This is a genomic window from Terrirubrum flagellatum, from assembly GCF_022059845.1.
Taxonomy (GTDB): Bacteria; Pseudomonadota; Alphaproteobacteria; order Rhizobiales; family Beijerinckiaceae; genus Terrirubrum; species Terrirubrum flagellatum.
Genome location: NZ_CP091853.1, coordinates 14,859 through 31,789 on the forward strand (window position 1 = coordinate 14,859; position 16,931 = coordinate 31,789).

18 protein-coding genes and 1 pseudogene are annotated in these 16,931 nt (G+C 61.9%); 12 read left to right on the top strand and 7 right to left on the bottom strand.

Annotated features, from left to right (window positions below):
• Window positions 1-54: 54 nt before the first annotated feature.
• The 6 genes from L8F45_RS28620 to L8F45_RS28645 all read left to right on the top strand — a co-directional run bounded on the left by L8F45_RS28620 (window position 55) and on the right by L8F45_RS28645 (window position 6,813).
• Entirely contained in the window at window positions 55-1,329 is a 1,275-nt protein-coding gene (locus tag L8F45_RS28620) for an ABC transporter substrate-binding protein (protein ID WP_342364106.1), read from the top strand.
• An 11-nt stretch (window positions 1,330-1,340) separates the two neighbouring features.
• Window positions 1,341-2,201 (top strand): ABC transporter permease, encoded by an 861-nt coding sequence (locus tag L8F45_RS28625; RefSeq protein WP_342364107.1) that lies wholly within the window; start codon window positions 1,341-1,343, stop codon window positions 2,199-2,201.
• Window positions 2,198-3,043 (top strand): ABC transporter permease, encoded by an 846-nt coding sequence (locus L8F45_RS28630; RefSeq protein WP_342364108.1) that lies wholly within the window; start codon window positions 2,198-2,200, stop codon window positions 3,041-3,043. Before L8F45_RS28625 ends, L8F45_RS28630 begins: the two co-directional genes overlap by 4 nt.
• 16 nt (window positions 3,044-3,059) lie before the next feature.
• A complete protein-coding gene (locus L8F45_RS28635; protein ID WP_342364109.1) occupies window positions 3,060-4,115 on the top strand; it encodes an ABC transporter ATP-binding protein in 1,056 nt (351 codons plus the stop codon).
• A gap of 141 nt (window positions 4,116-4,256) precedes the next feature.
• Window positions 4,257-5,252, top strand: a complete 996-nt coding sequence (locus tag L8F45_RS28640) for an asparaginase (RefSeq protein ID WP_342364110.1) — start codon at window positions 4,257-4,259, stop codon at window positions 5,250-5,252.
• 31 nt (window positions 5,253-5,283) lie between these two features.
• On the top strand, window positions 5,284-6,813 hold the full coding sequence (locus L8F45_RS28645; protein ID WP_342364111.1) for an MFS transporter: 1,530 nt from the start codon (window positions 5,284-5,286) through the stop codon (window positions 6,811-6,813).
• 5 nt (window positions 6,814-6,818) lie between these two features.
• On the opposite strand, the gene L8F45_RS28650 is transcribed toward L8F45_RS28645, so the two are convergent.
• Window positions 6,819-8,129 carry an amidase gene (locus L8F45_RS28650; RefSeq protein WP_342364112.1) on the bottom strand — a complete coding sequence of 437 codons (1,311 nt, stop codon included), beginning with the start codon at window positions 8,127-8,129 and terminating at the stop codon, window positions 6,819-6,821.
• Complete coding sequence (locus L8F45_RS28655) at window positions 8,126-8,371, bottom strand: hypothetical protein (RefSeq protein WP_342364113.1); 246 nt, start codon at window positions 8,369-8,371, stop codon at window positions 8,126-8,128. Before L8F45_RS28655 ends, L8F45_RS28650 begins: the two co-directional genes overlap by 4 nt.
• Window positions 8,372-8,496: 125 nt before the next feature.
• On the opposite strand from L8F45_RS28655, the gene L8F45_RS28660 reads away from it, so the two are divergent.
• The 5 genes from L8F45_RS28660 to L8F45_RS28680 all read left to right on the top strand — a co-directional run bounded on the left by L8F45_RS28660 (window position 8,497) and on the right by L8F45_RS28680 (window position 13,256).
• A complete protein-coding gene (locus tag L8F45_RS28660) occupies window positions 8,497-9,189 on the top strand; it encodes a cysteine hydrolase family protein (RefSeq protein ID WP_342364114.1) in 693 nt (230 codons plus the stop codon).
• 3 nt (window positions 9,190-9,192) lie between these two features.
• Complete coding sequence (locus L8F45_RS28665) at window positions 9,193-10,113, top strand: polysaccharide deacetylase family protein (protein WP_342364115.1); 921 nt, start codon at window positions 9,193-9,195, stop codon at window positions 10,111-10,113.
• On the top strand, window positions 10,113-11,030 hold the full coding sequence (locus L8F45_RS28670) for a polysaccharide deacetylase family protein (protein ID WP_342364116.1): 918 nt from the start codon (window positions 10,113-10,115) through the stop codon (window positions 11,028-11,030). Before L8F45_RS28665 ends, L8F45_RS28670 begins: the two co-directional genes overlap by 1 nt.
• 24 nt (window positions 11,031-11,054) lie before the next feature.
• Entirely contained in the window at window positions 11,055-11,936 is an 882-nt protein-coding gene (locus L8F45_RS28675) for a nitrilase-related carbon-nitrogen hydrolase (protein ID WP_342364117.1), read from the top strand.
• 408 nt (window positions 11,937-12,344) lie between these two features.
• Entirely contained in the window at window positions 12,345-13,256 is a 912-nt protein-coding gene (locus L8F45_RS28680; RefSeq protein ID WP_342364200.1) for a LysR family transcriptional regulator, read from the top strand.
• A 44-nt stretch (window positions 13,257-13,300) separates the two neighbouring features.
• On the opposite strand, the gene L8F45_RS28685 is transcribed toward L8F45_RS28680, so the two are convergent.
• The gene (locus L8F45_RS28685; protein ID WP_342364118.1) at window positions 13,301-13,810 is read right to left on the bottom strand and encodes a flavin reductase family protein; all 510 of its coding nucleotides are present in this window, start codon (window positions 13,808-13,810) and stop codon (window positions 13,301-13,303) included.
• Window positions 13,811-13,813: 3 nt separating this feature from the next.
• Entirely contained in the window at window positions 13,814-14,311 is a 498-nt protein-coding gene (locus L8F45_RS28690; protein ID WP_342364119.1) for a flavin reductase family protein, read from the bottom strand.
• Between the two features lie 1,068 nt (window positions 14,312-15,379).
• Here L8F45_RS28690 and L8F45_RS30885 point away from each other — a divergent pair.
• Complete coding sequence (locus L8F45_RS30885; protein WP_425330070.1) at window positions 15,380-15,634, top strand: DUF1330 domain-containing protein; 255 nt, start codon at window positions 15,380-15,382, stop codon at window positions 15,632-15,634.
• A gap of 536 nt (window positions 15,635-16,170) precedes the next feature.
• Here L8F45_RS30885 and L8F45_RS28695 read toward each other — a convergent pair.
• The 3 genes and pseudogenes from L8F45_RS28695 to L8F45_RS28705 all read right to left on the bottom strand — a co-directional run.
• On the bottom strand, window positions 16,171-16,419 hold the full coding sequence (locus tag L8F45_RS28695; protein ID WP_342364120.1) for a hypothetical protein: 249 nt from the start codon (window positions 16,417-16,419) through the stop codon (window positions 16,171-16,173).
• Between the two features lie 6 nt (window positions 16,420-16,425).
• On the bottom strand, window positions 16,426-16,662 hold the full coding sequence (locus L8F45_RS28700) for a hypothetical protein (protein ID WP_342364121.1): 237 nt from the start codon (window positions 16,660-16,662) through the stop codon (window positions 16,426-16,428).
• A gap of 2 nt (window positions 16,663-16,664) precedes the next feature.
• A pseudogene (locus L8F45_RS28705) lies at window positions 16,665-16,879 on the bottom strand (LLM class flavin-dependent oxidoreductase); the annotation flags it as partial.
• Window positions 16,880-16,931 lie beyond the last annotated feature (52 nt).

The window sequence follows — 16,931 nt, forward strand, 5'->3', positions numbered from 1 at the left end:
CGTTCCTGACGACCATTCCGGAGGCTTCATGGAAGCTCTGAGGGGAACAGGTTCATGTCCACGGGCGCGAAAGGCGGCGTCAACCGTCGCATTCTTCTCAAAGGCGCCGCGGCTGCGGCGGGCGCGGTCGTCGGCGCGCCGACGATCTGGGCGCAGAACATCAAGGATGTGAAGATCGTCCATCTCGGTCAGTCCTATTCGACGATCCAGAACATTGCGAAGAAGGCGAACGAGGATCTGGGCTTCACGGTCGAGATGCAGACGGTCGACACCGCTACACAGATCAACCGCCTGCTGACCCAGCCGCAGACGATCGACGTGATCGATCTCGGCAATACCTCGATGAAATATGTGTTCGGCCGTGACGTCGTGCAGGCGATCCCGGTGAAGAGCTACAAATGGTGGGACAAGACCGTCTCGCTCTTCACCACCGGGACCTATCAGAACGGCAAGCCCTATACTCTGCAGGGCTTCGCGCCGATCAAGTCGCAATATTATACTGCGAGCGACGGCAAGCAATATTCGCGCACGCCGACCGACTGGCTCGTCGGCGTCCCGCTTTACTACAACGCCGACACGCTGGGTGTGCGCACCGATCTGGTGAAGCGTCCGGTCTCGAGCTGGGCTGATCTCCTGAGCTCCGATTTCAAGGGGCGCGCCGCTCTCCAGGACGGCATCTTCGTCGGCGTGCCCGACGCGGCCATGGCGCTCGAAGCCAATGGCGACGTGACCTATGTCGACAAGGGCAATATGACCAAGGAAGAGATCGACAAAACCATCGCCAAGCTGATCGAATACAAGAAATCCGGGCAGTTCCGCTCCTTCTGGACGAATTTCGATCAGTCGGTGCAGCTCATGGCGTCAGGCGAAGTGGTGATCCAGTCGATGTGGTCGCCGGCGGTGACGGAAGTCCGCACCCGCGAGATCCCCTGCATCTTCCAGCCGCTGAAGGAAGGCTATCGCGGCTGGTACATCATGATGATGCAGATGAAACATCTGAACGGCTTGAAGCGCGACTGCGCCATGGAATACATGAACTGGTTCAACTCGGGCTGGGCCGGCGCCTTCATCTCGCGGTCGGGCTTCTACAACACCGTGCTCGACAATGTGAAAAAGCACCTCACGCCGGCCGAATATGACTATTGGTACGACGGCAAGCCGGCGTCGGAAGACATCATGAATCCATTCGGCCGCCGCATGGAAAAGGCCGGCGTGGTGCGCGACGGCGGCTCCATGTGGGACCGCATGAGCAACATCGGCATCTGGAACACGCTCATGGACGAGGATCGCTATCTCACGCGCAAGTGGAGCGAATTCATCGCCGCCTGACCGCCGAAACGATGAAGCTGTCTTCGCAAAGCGTCTCATGGCTCCAGGTTGCGCCCCTGGGACTCGTGATGTTCGGCATGGTGATGCTGCCCATCATGCTGATGATCGTGGTCAGCTTCCTCGATTATGGATACGCCCAGGTCTTTCCGGCCCTGCTGTGGGACAGCTGGGCCGAGATTTTCGAGTCGCGCATCACGGTCGATCTCTATCTCAAGACCTTCAAGTTCGTCCTGATCACCTGGTCGTTGACGCTGCTTCTCGGTTTCACCGTCTCCTATTTCATCGTGTTCCATATCCGGACGGCGCGCTGGCGAACCATCTTCATGATGGCCTGCGCCATCCCGTTCTGGACCTCGACGCTGATCCGGATGATCTCCTGGATTCCCTTTCTCGGCCGCGAGGGGTTGATCAACTCGCTGCTGATGAAGCTGCATGTGGTCTCGGCGCCGCTCGACTATCTCCTCTATTCCGAGTTCTCGATCCTGCTCGTCTATGTCCACACCATGGCGCTGATGATGATCGCGCCGATCGCCAACTCAATGGCGAAGATCGAGCCGAGCGTGATCGTCGCAGCGCGCGACGCCGGCGCCAGCGAATGGCGCGTGATCACTGACATCATCATCCCCCTGACTAAATCCGGCGTCGCGCTCGGGTCGATCTTCGTCATCACGCAAGTGATCGGTGACTATCTCGTGGTCAAGCAGATGGGCGGCAACCAGGTGCAGACCGTGGTGGGCGCGATTTCGCTTGAGCTCAACGCTTTCCAGTATCCGCCCGCCGCGGCGAAATCGGTGCTGATGCTTGCAATCGTTCTTGCGTTGGTCTGGACGATTTTGCGCGTGGTCGACATCAGGAAGGAGCTGGCGCGATGAAGCCGCGCGATCGCGGCCAGCCGCGCCCGAAATCCTTCTATTTCCTTGGCGCGTTCTTCTTTCTCTTTCTCGCGTTCATCTACGGGCCGATGATCGCAATCTATCTGCTGTCTTTCCAGGGGCCGACCGGCGGCATGAGCTTCCCCATGGTCGGCTGGTCGGCTCACTGGTTTCATGTGCTGGCGGCCGGGCGTGGTGGAGAGGGCGTCGGCGATGTGCCGGCGGCGTTCCAACGCTCGATGCGGCTCGCCTTCTTCGTGTCGATCTTCACCGTAGCGGTCAGCGTCTCGGCGGGGCTCGGCTTCCGCCGCCGCTTCGCCGGCTCCAACATCCTCTTTTATCTCGTCATCGCCAGCATGGTGATGCCAAGCATTTTCGTCGGCTTCGGCATCGCGCTTGGCTTCCGGCTGCTCGGCCTCGATCCCGCATGGTACACCTCTGGCATCCTCGCGCAGATGACATGGACGCTGCCCTTCGGCCTCCTCATTATGTTCATCGTCATGGGCCGTTTCAATCCGGCCTATGAGGAAGCCGCCACCGATCTCGGAGCCAACAGCCGCCAGCGCCTGTTCGAGGTGATCATCCCGATCCTGCTGCCGGGGATCATCGGCGTGGCGATGGCGGGATTCACCGGCTCCTATGACGAGTTCGCGCGCACCGGTCTCAATATCGGCAGCGCCAACACCTTGCCGATGGAGATCGCGGCGCTGACAACGATCGCCACGACGCCCGTGCTGTTCGCCATCGGCACCGTGACGACGGTCGTCTCTTTCGCGTTGATTATCACGACGCTGTTTGTCACTTCGCGCATGGTGAGGAGCCGACAGGCGCGGATCGCCTGACCGGCTGGAGGTTACCATGAATATGGAGTATCGGTTTCTCGACCATCCCGCCGCTGTCGGGCCACGCTATGATGTCGAACTCGTGGCGGTGTCGAAGCGGTTCGGCGATTCGGTCGCGGTCGACGGGATCTCACTGCGCGTGCCGCACGCCAGCTATTGCTGCCTGCTTGGGCCGAGCGGTTGCGGCAAGACCACGACGTTGCGGATGATCGCGGGCCACGAAACGGTTTCCGAAGGCGACATCCTGATCGGAGACAGGAACGCCACCGATGCGCCGGCGCTGAAGCGCGGCACATCCATGATGTTCCAGAACTATGCGCTGTTCCCCCATCTCAGCGCCGTCGACAACGTCGCCTTCAGCCTGAAGATGCAGGGCATGGGCAAGGAGGAGCGCAGAAAGAAGGCGCGTGAATATCTCTCGCTCGTGCAGATGGAGAGCTTGACGGAGCGCCTGCCGTCGCAGCTTTCCGGCGGCCAGCAGCAGCGCGTCGCGCTCGCCCGCTCGCTGATTACGCGGCCGAAGGTGCTTCTGCTCGACGAGCCTCTGTCCGCGCTCGATCCGTTCCTTCGCGTCAAGATGCGGGCCGAATTGAAGCGTCTGCAGCGCGAGCTTGCGATCACCTTCATTCATGTCACCCATAGCCAGGAAGAGGCGATGGCGCTGTCGGACGTGATCGTCGTCATGGATGGCGGCAAGATCATGCAATCGGCCTCGGCGCGCGAGGTGTTCGAGCGGCCGGCGAACCCGTTCGTGGCGCGCTTCATTGGCGGCCATAACGTCGTCGAGACCGAAAGCGGCGTGATCTCGATCCGGGCCGATCGCTGCCGCATCTTCGGGGCTCCCGGCGATCGGGCGGTCGAGGGGCCGGTGGCCGGCGTCGAATATCAGGGGCCGCTGGTGCGCGTGAGCGTGGCCCCGGAGGGAAAGGGCGAACTGTCGGCGCTGATTTCCGACAATGTCTATTTCCGGTCGCCCGTCATCCCGGGTGAAATCGTGCGGCTGAGCTGGTCGCGGGAGGATGAGGTCGATCTCTCGAACGCTTTGCTGCCGCCGGGAGCCGCGGCGGCATGACCTCCAGCAGGCCGCCCTGGGCGAGGCGCGAATTCTCATGAGCGTGATGAGAAATCGCTCGGCGCGTATTTCCTGATTCTGCAATAGAGATTTATGAGGCGCGCCGCGCCCGCCGCCGTCTAACTGCCAGATGAGAATCCCATGAAGTCCAAGGTTGCGTTTATTGGAACCGGCGGAACGATCTCCTCGCTCGGCCGCAATTCTCTCGACATCATGGATTACGGCGCGAGCAACAATCGCCTCCATGCGGACGAGATTGTCGCACGCGTGCCGGAGGCCGGCGACGTCGCCGAGGTGATCCCGGTCCGCTTCCGCGCGGTGCCCAGCCCGCAGATCTATTTCCCGGAATGGAAGGAGATCGTCCTCCTCTGCGAGCAGCTTGTCAGGGACCATCCCGGTCTTGCCGGAATCGTCGTCGGTCATGGCACGGCGACGCTCGAGGAGACGGCCTACTTCCTGAACCTGACCTTGAAGGCGTCAGTGCCCATGGTGCTGGTCGGCTCGCAGCGCCCGTTGAGTGGTCTCTCGACCGACGGATCGCTGAACCTCGTCAATGCGATCTGCGTCGCCGCGAGTCCGGCGTCGCGCGGACGCGGCGTGCTCGTGATGCTGAATGACGAGATCCAGGCCGCGCGGGACGTCACCAAGACATCGACGGCGCGCATGCAGACCTTTCGCACGCCGGATTTCGGCGTGCTCGGACAGGTCGATGGGCAGGAGGTGGTTTATTATCGCAAGACCGAGCGGCGCCATAAGCCGGAGACCGAATTCGACATCCGTGCTCTTGAATCGCTGCCTCGCGTCGATGTGGCTTATTCCTACGCTGGGGTCGACGGCGCCGCGATCCGCGCCTTCATCGCGGCAGGCGCGAAAGGCATCGTCTCGGCCGGTTTTGCGCCCGGCATGGCGGCGCCCGGCGAACTTGAGGTCCTGAAGGAAGCGGTGGCGCAGGGAATCGTCGTGGTGCAAGCGACGCGCGCCGGCAGCGGCCGCACCTCGCACACGACGAAACAGCGCGAATACGGCTTCGTGAACAGCGACAATCTCATTCCGCAGAAGGCGCGGCTGCTGCTTGCGCTTGCGTTGACGAAAACGTCCGATCCGGCCGAGATCGCGCGCATTTTCTCGGAATACTGATCGCTGTTCGCAAGCGGATTCGAACGCTGCGATGGACGACCGATCTGAACCTGTCGTCGAAGCGGCCCCGACCGACGATGATCTCGTTAGCGATCTCGAAGCGCGCACGGATGACCTCCCGCATATTCTTGCTGAGTCGGACTGGCGGTCCCCGCTTGCCGAACCCGTCGCCGCATCGGCTGCGCCTGAGGAGGCCGAGCGCTCGCAGCCTATCCTGATCGCGCTCATCGTCTCCTGCGCCTTCCTCATGCAGGGCATCGACTCGACGATGCTGACCACGGCGATCCCGACCATGGCGCGCGAGATGAATGTCAGCCCGCTGGCGTTGCATTTCGCCGTCACCGGCTATCTCGTCAGCCTCGCGGTGTTCATGCCGGTCAGCGGCTGGTTCGCGGATCGTTTCGGGGCGCGCCGCGTCTTTTGCGGAGCGATCGTCATCTTCACCTTGGGTTCAACGCTGTGCGGCGCGTCGAACAGTCTTCCCATGCTCGTGGCGGCGCGCATCGTTCAGGGGTTCGGCGGGGCGCTAATGACGCCGGTCGGCCGCCTGATCGTGCTGCGCGCGTTCGGTCCGGGCAAGACGCTCGACGCGATGACCTATCTCACGCTGCCGACCCTGCTCGGTCCGCTCTGCGGTCCGCTGATGGGGGCCGCCATCGTCACCTACGCGCCGTGGCAATGGATCTTCTATGTCAACGTGCCCGTCTGTGCGCTCGCGATCGCGGCGGCGCTCGCCGTCATCGAGAAGAATCCGCCCGGCGCTCCCGATCCGTTCGACTTTAGCGGATTTCTCATCGTGGGAGCAGGATTTCTCCTCGTGCAGCTCGGCGTGGAGAATCTGGCGCATCCTTTTCTCGCGCAGGTCTGGACGGCGATCGCCATCATGGTCGCGATCATCATCGCTTTGCTCTACCGGCGTCACGCCGCGCGGCGCGAGGATCCGGCCTTCGATCTCTCGCTGTTTTCAAATGCGAACTACTCGATCGGCGTCATCGGCGGCGGCATCGGGCGCATCGGGCTCAACTCAGCGTCCTTCCTGCTGCCGCTGATGCTCCAGATCGGCTTTGGCCTCAGCCCGATCGCATCCGGGCTCTATACGCTGACATCGGCGCTCGGCTCGCTCGGCTCGAAATCGATGCTGCAGGCGATCATCATACGTCTCGGATTCAAGGCGCTGCTCGTCGCTCTTGTCTGTCTCGGCTCGGCGCTGCTCGCGAGCCTCGCCTTCGTCGACCGCAGCGCGCCGATGGCGCTGCTTGTCGGGCTCGTGGTCCTGCTCAGCATGATCCGCACCATGCACTTCAATTCGGTCAATACGCTGACCTACAGCGACGTGCCGCCGGAAAAGCTTAGCCGCGCCGTCAGTTCGGCCGGCGTGATCCAGCAACTCGCCATGGGCTTTGGCGTGTCGGCGGGCTCCGCGACGCTGGCTTTCGTCGCCGCCGACGGCCATCACCTCACCTTGCCAGATTTCTCAGTGGCGTTTCTCGTTATGGCGATCGTGCCGTTGCTGTCGCTGCCGATCCTGTTCGCGATCCCGAAGCGGACTGAAATCGCGTGACAGAGCTAGAAGGGCAGGGAAAGGCGTCCGAGAACCTTTTCCGCGAAGATGGCGGATGCGAGCACCGTCTGGTCGCCGTTACGCGGCCCGACCAGTTGAAGCCCAAGCGGCAATCCGTTTGAGGACAGGCCGCAGGGCGTCGTCGCCGCGGGAAAGCCGACAAGGCTCCAGGGCGAAAGCAGCGAGGCGTCTCCGGTCGATTGCAGGCCTTCCGGCGCGGGTCCGGGCGCGGTCGGCATGATGAGAATGTCGACCTCTTCGAAAAGCATCATCAACTGCTCGGCCAGCATGCGGCGCGCCCGCAGCGCCTGGAGATAATAGCTGGCGGGCACCAGCGAGAAGGCTTCGACGGAGAGCCGGTGTCGTGCGCTCATCCGGTCGCGATCGGTTGCGAGCCGTGTCGCGTGATAGGTGATCATCTCCGGGTTCATGATCAGGCGGTGGATAGCCTGGAACGAACTGAACAGCGGCGGGAGCTTGAGTTCGGTGATAGTAGCGCCCTTCGCCGCGAGCTTGCGCGCGGCGTCCTCGACCGCCGAGACAGTATCGCTATCGCTTTTCTCCAGGAAATAGCCGCGCAGCAGGCCGAAGCGCCAGCTTCGTTCCGAAGATTGCGGCGCCAAGGACTGCTTTGCGATGGCGTTGAACATGAGCGGCAGGTCTTCCGCCGCACGCGCGATCACGCCGGGATGATCGAGCGACCAGGACACGGGCAGACAGCCGGAGCGCGACAGCGCGCCATAACTCGGCTTGAATCCGGCGACGCCGTTATAGGCGGCGGGCCGCAGGTTCGAGCCGCCGGTCTGCGTGCCGATCGTCGCCGGCGCCATGCGCGCGCCGACCGCCGCGCCGGAGCCCGAGCTTGATCCGCCGGCGGTGTGCGCGAGATTCCACGGATTTCGCGTCTCGGGTGGAATTCCCATGCCCGCGAATTCGACCGTCTCGCACTTGCCGATGATGATCGCGCCGGCCGCGCGCAGCGACGCCGCGACGCCTGAGTCGGGATAGCGCGCTGCGGGATCGGTGGTCTTTGAATTTGCGACGGTTGGCATGCCCTCTACATGGAAGACGTCCTTTACGCCGACCGGCACGCCGTGAAGCGGGCCGCGCAGGCGGCCGGCCCGCGCCTCGTCGGTCATGGCGGCGGCGGTCTTCGCAGCATTCTCGCGATCGAGCCAGGCCCAGGCGCGCACCTTCGGTTCCAGCTCGTCAATGCGCGCGTAAGCCGCGGCGACAGCCTCGCTCGCGCTGACTGAACCGCGCGCGATGGCGCCGGCCAGTTCGCAGGCGGTGAGATCGTGCGCCGGCGTATTCATGCGAGCGTCCCGTCGGCGGCGATGTCTTGGCCGAACAGCGGTTCGACATCGTCGGGGATGTTCAGCGCGCTCACTGTCGCCATGGCGTCGGCAATCAGTTTGAGATTGTCGTCGAGCAGCGCCGCCTCCTGCACGCCCCAGATCGCCGCCGCGTTGAGAGCGAGCAGGCGATAGGCTTCTTCTTGGGAGACAGCGGGTTTCAGGCGCATGGCGGGACCGGCGGCGAGCGATCGACGCGGCATGATGCGCGCGCGCAAGCCGGCGCGCCGAATGACCAATTCTCACGCCGTCGATGAGAAAACACGAAGCGTCTGTCGCGTCCGCTTTCGCTAGCCTCTCCGCGCTCGACACTCGCCGGGAGCGCGCCATGGCCGTTTGGGAACAGTTCCTCACCGAAGATGACAGGAAAGTCCTGGCCAAGCGCAAGGCGCGGGCGAAGAACGACCTTGGCGCGAAGCCGGCGCTGCTGCTCGTCGACATGCAAATGACGGCCTGCGGCTATGACAAGCCGATCTACGAACAGCTTGAGGAATATTCAGGCGCGTGCGGGCCGCACGCATGGAAAGCGATCACCGTGCAGCGGAAGCTGCTCGCTGCAGCGCGGCAGGCGGGCATGCCCGTGATCTATTCCAAGCATCTGTTCAAGCCGGAGATGGGGCTCGCGAAGGCCGGCGCCGATAGCAATTTCAGCTCGCTCAACGCCAAGTCGGAGGTTCCCGCCGAGGTCGCGATGCAGCAGGGCGATATTCTCGTGGAGAAGCAGACGCCGAGCTGCTTCGCCTACACCAACCTGCCGCTGATCCTGAACGAGAAGGGGATCGACAGCCTTCTCGTCGGCGGCAACAGCACCAGCGGCTGCGTGCGCGCCACCTGCGTCGACGCAGCCGGCTTCGGAATCAAGGTGCAAGTCATCGAGGAGGCGACCTTCGATCGCATCGAGTTCTCGCACGCGGCAGCCTTGTTCGACATGCAATTCAAATATTGCGACGTGATCTCAGCGGACGAAGCGCTCGCCGCGATCTCGAAATTCGGCCCGAAGCCTGCGATGGCGGCGGAATAGGCCATGGTTTCCGATCCCCAGCGCTATCCCTATTCCGCCATCATCGACCGCGCCCCGCTCAAGCTGCCGAACGATGCGCGCGTGGCGATCTGGGTGGCGCCGAATGTCGAGCACTATGAATACAAGCCTCCGGCCAATCCGCACCGCAATCCCTGGCCGATGCGGCCGCATCCCGACGTGCCTAACTATTCATGGCGCGACTACGGCAACCGCATGGGCGTGTGGCGGATGTTCGACCTGTTCGACAAGCACGATATTCGCGGCACCGTCTCGATTAATGTCGCGGTGTTCGACCATTTCCCCGAGATCGCCGAGGCGATGGTGGCGGGGAACTGGGACTACATGTCCCACGGGATCTACAACACGCGTTACACCTTCGCGATGGACGAGGCGCTGGAGCGCGCGATGATCGAGGATGTCATCGCCACCGTGAAAAAGCACACGGGCAAGATGATTTCCGGCTGGCTCGGCCCGGCCCTGTCGACGACGCTGCGCACGCCCGACCTGCTGGCGGAATATGGCGTGAAATACTGGGTCGACTATTTCCATGACGATGAGCCAACCGAGATCAGCGTGAAGTCGGGCCGCATGATCTCGATCCCCTACAGCATCGAAATCAATGACGCGATCGCCTGCCACATGGGCCTCCAGTCGGGCGAGACCTTTGGTCAGATGATCAAGGACCAGTTCGACGTGCTCTACGCCGAGGGCGAGACCCATCCCAAGGTGATGGCGATCTGTCTGCATCCCTACATCGTCAACACGCCGTCGCGGGAGAAGTATCTCGACGAGGCCTTCGCCTATATCAGGTCGCACGACCGGGTCTGGATCACGACGGGCGAAGAGATCGCCGACTATTATTACACGCACTCCTACGGCCGACGCGAGGGCCTCTCCGCGGCGCCGATGCCGATGGTCGCATAATGGATCTGAGTTACAACGATCGCAACATCCATGCGACGCGCATGGATCATGATCATTTCGCCTATTCGCCCTTTGTCTCGCGCCCGAAATTCGTGTGGCCGAACGGCGCGAAACTGGCGGTCGTCGTCTCGATCGCGGTGGAGTTTCAGGACCTGATCGTTCCCGAGGGAACTTGGCGCCCGCCGGGCAGCCCGATCCATCTCGATGTTCGCCATTGGGGCCATCGCGACTATGGCGCTCGCGTCGGCGTCTATCGGCTGGCGTCGATTCTTCAGCGGCTCGGCGTCCGCGCCACTGTCCCGATCAGCGACGCCGTGCTGACCCGCTCGCCGCGCGTGGCGGAATATCTTTCAGGCTTGGGCTGGGAGCTGCTTGGCCATGGCGAGAAGAGCAACCTGTACATCACCTCCGCCATGAACGAGGCCGAGGAATGGGCGGTGATCAAGGGCTCATATGACGCGATCATGGCGGCTACGGGCGTCGCGCCGCGCGGCTGGATGGCGCCCCTGCAAAGCGAATCCGACCGCACGCCTGTGCTCGCAGCGCGCGCAGGCTTTGACTACACGCTCGACTGGTCGAACGACGACCAGCCCTACGAGATGCTTCCGCCAGAAGGCCGACTTCTTGCGCTTCCGGCGTCGGTCGAAACGAGCGACGCCTTCGTGCTTGATCTCCGCAATCAGTCGACCCTGCAATTCGCCCAGGTGTTGCGCGATCATTTCGACGCGCTGCTGGCCGAAAGCGCCGCCACTGGCCTCGCCATGACAGTCAACCTGCAGGCGCATCGTTCGGGGCAGCCGTTTCGGTCGAAATATATTGCGGGCTTTCTCGCTCACGCGAAAGCGCAGGAAGGCGTCTGGTTTGCGACAGGGTCGGAGGTGGCGGACGCTTGGCGCGCAGCAACGGGCAAGGAATGAGGAACAAGGGATGAGGGAGACGCCATGAGTTTTCTCGCAGCCGCGATCCAGTTGGGGCCGGCGAGTGATACGATCGCTAAGACCGCCGACCGGATCGTGGCGCTCGTCGATGAGGTGGGCGGGCGCGGCGTCAAGCTGGCGGCCCTGCCGGAACTGGCGTTGACGCCTTACTTCGCCGCCAAGGTTCAGGACGTGGATTGCTACTTCCTCCGCGAGGAGAATGAGGCGGCGATGGCGCGCATCGCCGCGGCGGCGAAGGCGAGCGGAATCGCGCTGTCGCTGCCTTTCGCCGAGCTCGCGGGCGACAGCTTCTACAACAGCATGGCGTTTCTCGATGAGCAGGGCCGGCGTCTCGGACTGTTCCGCAAGGTGCATATTCCCGGTCAGCGCGAGCCGAAGCCGGAGGGCGCTTTCACCATTCTCGAGAAGCGTTATTTCACGCCGGGCGATCTCGGCTTTGGAGTGTTTGCGACAAGGTCGGCGAAAATCGGCGGGTTGATCTGCTACGACAGGCGCTTCCCCGAATCCTATCGCGCTCTCGGGCTCGCCGGCGCCGAAGTGATTCTTGTCGGCTACAACACGCCGGCGACGCCTCCGACGACGCTGGCGAAGGCGCGCCGCATGTCGGAGCTCGCCATGCGCGGCGGCGCTTACTCCACCGCAAGCTACGTCATCGGCGCGGGCAAGGCGGGACGCGAAGATGGCGCGCGCTTCATCGGCGGCAGTCTCGTGATCGGCCCCGACGGAGAGATCCTGGCCCGCGCGAAGACGGAGGGCGACGAACTGGTGGTGGCGGAGATCGAGCTCGCCAAGGTCGAGGCCCTGCGCAAGCGCTGGAACTATGAGGAGAACCGACGGCCCGAGGTCTATGCCGCTGTGGCGGCGCCGGAAAGCGCAGCGGCCTGACGTGGAAGAAACTGCCTGATTCCCGGTCAGGCTTTCGCGAATGAAGCGCCGCGCGTGCGAATGGGCGGTGCCCTGAGCCTATTGCAATAGCAGAGATGAATTTGCGGGCGCCGGCGAGATGAGCGTCAGCTTGCTTATTTGCTCACGGCGTCATTGAGTTGCGAAGAGCGAAACCGAACGGCGTCAGCCGGTTGCGTGCGTCCGCATGGTTCCGGAAAGCGGCAAGAAGCGATCGCAAAATCGCGCGCGATGGGGCTGGCATGCTTGATGCAACGTTGGGTCATCAAAAAAGCGCGGAATGTTCGACAGGCGGCGTCTTCGCCATCGTCGGGCTGCGCTTGAAAACAAGCAAAAATCCGGGAGACGAACGCCTTTCGAACCGCTGGAGTTTGTCAGGTGAGACGTCGTGTGTCGCTGAACGCCGTCCGCGCCTTTGAAGCGGCGGCGCGCTATCGTAGTCTTAAACGCGCCGCGGACGAGTTATGCGTGACTCCGACGGCTCTCAGCCACCATGTGCGGTGGCTTGAGGACTTCCTTCAGACCCAGCTCTTCGAGCGCAAGAATGGCGGCCTGACGCTGACGCCGATTGCGAAAGCGTGCCTGCCCGATCTGACCGAGGGGCTTGACCGGATCGATGCGGCGCTCTCCGCGATGGCGCAAGACACCAAGCGCAAGACGGTTGTGGTCGGCGCATCGCCATCGGTGACAACCCTGTGGCTGCTGCCGCGATTGCACCGGTTCGTCGATAATGCGCCGGGCGTCGACGTCGTGCTCACCGCGCTGAATGCGCGCAGCTTGCTCGTAGGCTCGGACATTGATCTCTCGATCTGCAACTGGAACGCAGGCTGGGACCAGCGCCTCGATCAGATGATGGAGGACGAGATTGTTCCGGTTTGCGCGCCGCGGCTGCTGCAGCAATGCATGACCGCGGGTCGCGCCGCGCTTGAGACGCTGCCGCTGATCCATGACGATAAGCGACTCGCCCTGTCGAATGGCGTCTTTCCCACCTGGCAGCGCTATTTCGAAGAAGTCGGCGTCCATCGCGAGACCAGCAAGGGCTTGCGCTTCGACCATTCGAGCTTCGCTGTCGCTGCGGCGATCGATGGCCATGGCATGTTGCTCGGCCGCAGCCAGCTTATCTCGATCGCGCTCGAAGAAGGGCGGCTCGTACGCGTTTCGGATCAAACTTATCCAGTAAAGTTCCAATATGTGCTGGCGTCGAAATGGCACCCTGACAGCGAGGGGCCCGCGCAATTCCGCGACTGGCTTCTGAGCGAGGCCCAGTCGACCCCTCCGGTCGCGCTCCAGGCGATGCAGTAGCGCGGTTTTCAAATTGACGCGGCGGCTGGCGCACTGAACCTATTTCAGGGCCAGTCAAAGTAACTACCGCGAAAGGCGATAAGCGGAGCACGCCCCAAATCGACCGCGGTGGCGACAACGCGGCCAATCATGATCGATACGCCGTCGCGGTCGATTGTTTCCTCGAGAACGCAGTCGATTGCAGCCAGCGCGCCAATAAGCACTGGTGCGCCGGTGCGAAGCTCGCTCCATGGGCCAGGCTCGAAGCGATTCGCGCCCTTCAGGTCGGAATTACCGCCAAAAACTTCGGCGATAGCCCGTGCGCCAGCAGGCAGATAGTTCAACGCGAAGTTTCGTCCGTCGAGTACAGCCGAGCGCGCAGACGTTTTCTTGTCTATTGAGACAAGCATGAGCGGCGGACTTGCCGAGACGTGTGAGGCCGAAAATCCGAGAAACCCCGCCGGGCCCTCAGGCCCCTTCGCGGTCACCACTGTCACGCCAGTGGCGCGTTGCCCAATGATGCTCCAGAAAGAGCGCACATCGATGCTTTCTGATAAGATCGGTGCTGTACTCATAGATCAGGCGCCCTGGGCTGCGAGAGAGGGCAAAGTGCGATAGCGGCCGTCGACATAGAGGAGCGGCGCGACGTGATCCTGCCACAGCTCAATGGCTTCAATCATGCCGATGAAAATCGTGTGGGTCTCAAATTCGATCGATTTTGCGACGCGACAGTCGAAACTAGCGAGAGAATCGACCAACGCCGGCGCTCCGGTGATCAATGGCGCCCAGGTTCCCTCGGTAAAACGAAGCTCCTTCCTAGGCGAGCTGAAGCTGCTTGCGATTGCGGCGTCAGCGCCGCCAAGGAGATTTACGCAAAAGACGCCGGCCTTATGGAACAAGCCGTGGCTTGACGAGGCGCGATGCACGCACACCAAGAGCGAAGGCGGTTCCCCCGACAGCGAGCTGACCGCAGTGGCGACGAGGCCCGAATATGTATCGTTATGCCTCGTCGTCACGATCGAAACGCCGGATGCAAGTCGCCGCATTCCGCGCTTGAATAAGTCGACGCTTGTCATTCACATCCCATCTCAGCGACAAAGGGCAACCTGCGTCAGCTTCCAACTTGATTGCTCGCCACGACCACAAGTCTGGCCTCCGACTCGGGTCTGGGAAAATGATGATTTCTCATGAAATCAGTGAGAAATCTTCGAGCTGAATTCGGGGGCGTTTCCGACCGAGCTCAAGGATTTGGCGTGAGCCGGCCGCTGCCAACCCTAGAAAGTCTGTTTTCGATCCGAGTTCGTGATTGGACATCGGTTTGAACCCCACGAAGAGTGGTGCTTCGTCAAGCAGATCGAACCCGAATTGCAGCGGCGCTGGCGCGCTGCAATCCCGCTGTTCAAAGCGATAGCGGCGAGAGCAACCTGCATCTGGTGGCGCATGTGGCGTCCGCGGAGCGCACCAGACGCACGATGAAATTTGTGAACTGCTCTGTGGGGCAATACGAGCAGCGAGCGGCTATATATCCGCGGAGTATGTGAATGGTGCTGCGAAGAGGCCCTATCTCAGCTTAACTCGATCTCAGGTCAGAACCCGAGACCATGGCGCGCGCAGGGCGCACCTGATCCGTGCGCGATTCTGAATCCTGGCGAAGTCATATGATGAAGAAGACTCTTTTACTCAGTTGATGCGGATGGGCAGTTTTCGCTGTATGCGCAGGGGTCGCCGACCGCGTCTTGGAAAGACGAGCAGTTTCAATCCGCATTTATTGCCGGACGCTCGACAATCGATGTTGATAAGCGCTTGGCGGATTACAAAGCGCTACTGCTCGCATGTGTGATGACGCGCCCGCGGCGATGTTGTTTTCTCAACCGCTTGTTTTTGCCCGCTCAAAACGGGTGCTTTGGGAAAAGCGTGCTGATGATTGGGTTGTTGCAACGGACTTTCGGCTCGCTGCGCGATAATGTTGCTTGTGGCGGAGCGGCGCGCTGGACGGCGTTTCGGGAGCGGCATTGTCCGGAACACGATGACAACCTAGCAACGATGTTCGTGAAATAAAGCTTTTGGCCCGGACCGGATCGGCGCGTTGCAGAGTTCCAGGGCACCGCGATTGAGATTGCAGGGAGACATTAGTGGTGACGTACATGGTATGCACGATGATTATTCATGACCCCAAGACATATCGCCGGTACAGCGATTGCACGCCGGCGACATTGCGGCGGTACGGCGGGAAATTTCTGACGCGCGGTGAGCCTGTGACTACGCCTGAGGGGCGCGAATTTGCGGAGCGGATGGTTATTCCCGAATTCCCAGATCGGAAGTCTGCCGAGGCGTGGTATGACGATCCGGACTATCAGCGATTGTGCGAGTTTCGGCAAGCTGCCTCAGGGGGCGGATGATCCTGCAAGAAGGGGGAGATGACCACACGTCGCCGTCCACAAAGGTCTAGTGCAGCCTCCTCGAAAGAGCGATTTGATTGCAAAGAGGAACTAAAGAGGCAAATCTGTTCTGCACGGCAGATGACATTCTGCGCCTAAAGATTTTATGAACGGGAAGGATGGTCGCGGTCAAGATCGTTTGAAGATGACCTTTGGCTTCCGAAAAGCGTCCCGGGGCGATTTACTATTGAAACCCGCCATTACCGAAAAGTACTGCAGCCATCAGGCTGAGTTGCATCATAACTACTGCCGGCGCACACAAACCGGTTATTCGCGAAACTTCACATTAAGCTGTAGCGTGAAGGTCCGCTTCCGAGAAATAGCACGAATGTCCGGTTTTGGCGCTACGGCCGCGCGGGGTGCTGCTGCTTATCTCTTCGATCCAGTACTCCGCAGCGGTTGAATTGAAGGAGCATGTGCGGCGCAGTGCTCCTCGCCCGGCTCACAGAAATGCGCTCGTGAACAGCACTATCGGCTGGCGGTCAGCGCGCTTGCGCTCAGCGGGTCTGCGCTCCCAGCCACGCGACCGCTTCACGGGCCGCTGCGAGCGCATCATTACGTGAAGAGAAGACAAGGCCCCAGAAGCCTCCAGTCGGCGTCCACGCCCCGCCGTCCTCAATATCGCGACGGAACTCGTCGTAGCCGAACGTGCCGTCTGGACGCTTGAACAGGTCGACACAGCGGTCATGTTGGTCGTTTTCGATGCTCTCGAACACAAACCATTCTTTGGGGAAAGCTCTCGGCATGATCAGTTACTCCGCAGTTGGATAGTCAAGATAATCCTCGGTCCCCTGCGTATACCAAGTGGCGACTTCATCGACCGCCAACGGGAGCCCTTCCCGAAAGCGCCGAACGAGATCTAGATTGGAGAAGAAAAGTCGGCCGAAGCCGATTGCATCGGCAGCGCCGGAGGAGACTGTGGCGGTGGCACCCACGAAGTCGTAGTCGATGTTGAGAACCAGCGGGCCTGCGAAAGCCTTGCGGATCATCGGCGCGGGCGCGCCGCCACCGGCATGTTTAGCAACGCTAGGTGATCGGCCATGAGAAGGCGTCGAACTTCGCCTCGTCCAGTCGCCGGATAGAACGGCGCATCTGCTCAAGGCTGAAATTGGCGGTGGGATCCGCGCCCGGATAGCGCCAGGCCCCGGTATGGATCGCAGCCGGTCGCATGAAAGCACCCAAGTGAAGCTGGCGAGTGGCGGCCATCATCGTCTCCATTGCAAGTCCGCTGGCTCCCGGGCGGGCGTCGGCGGGAGGG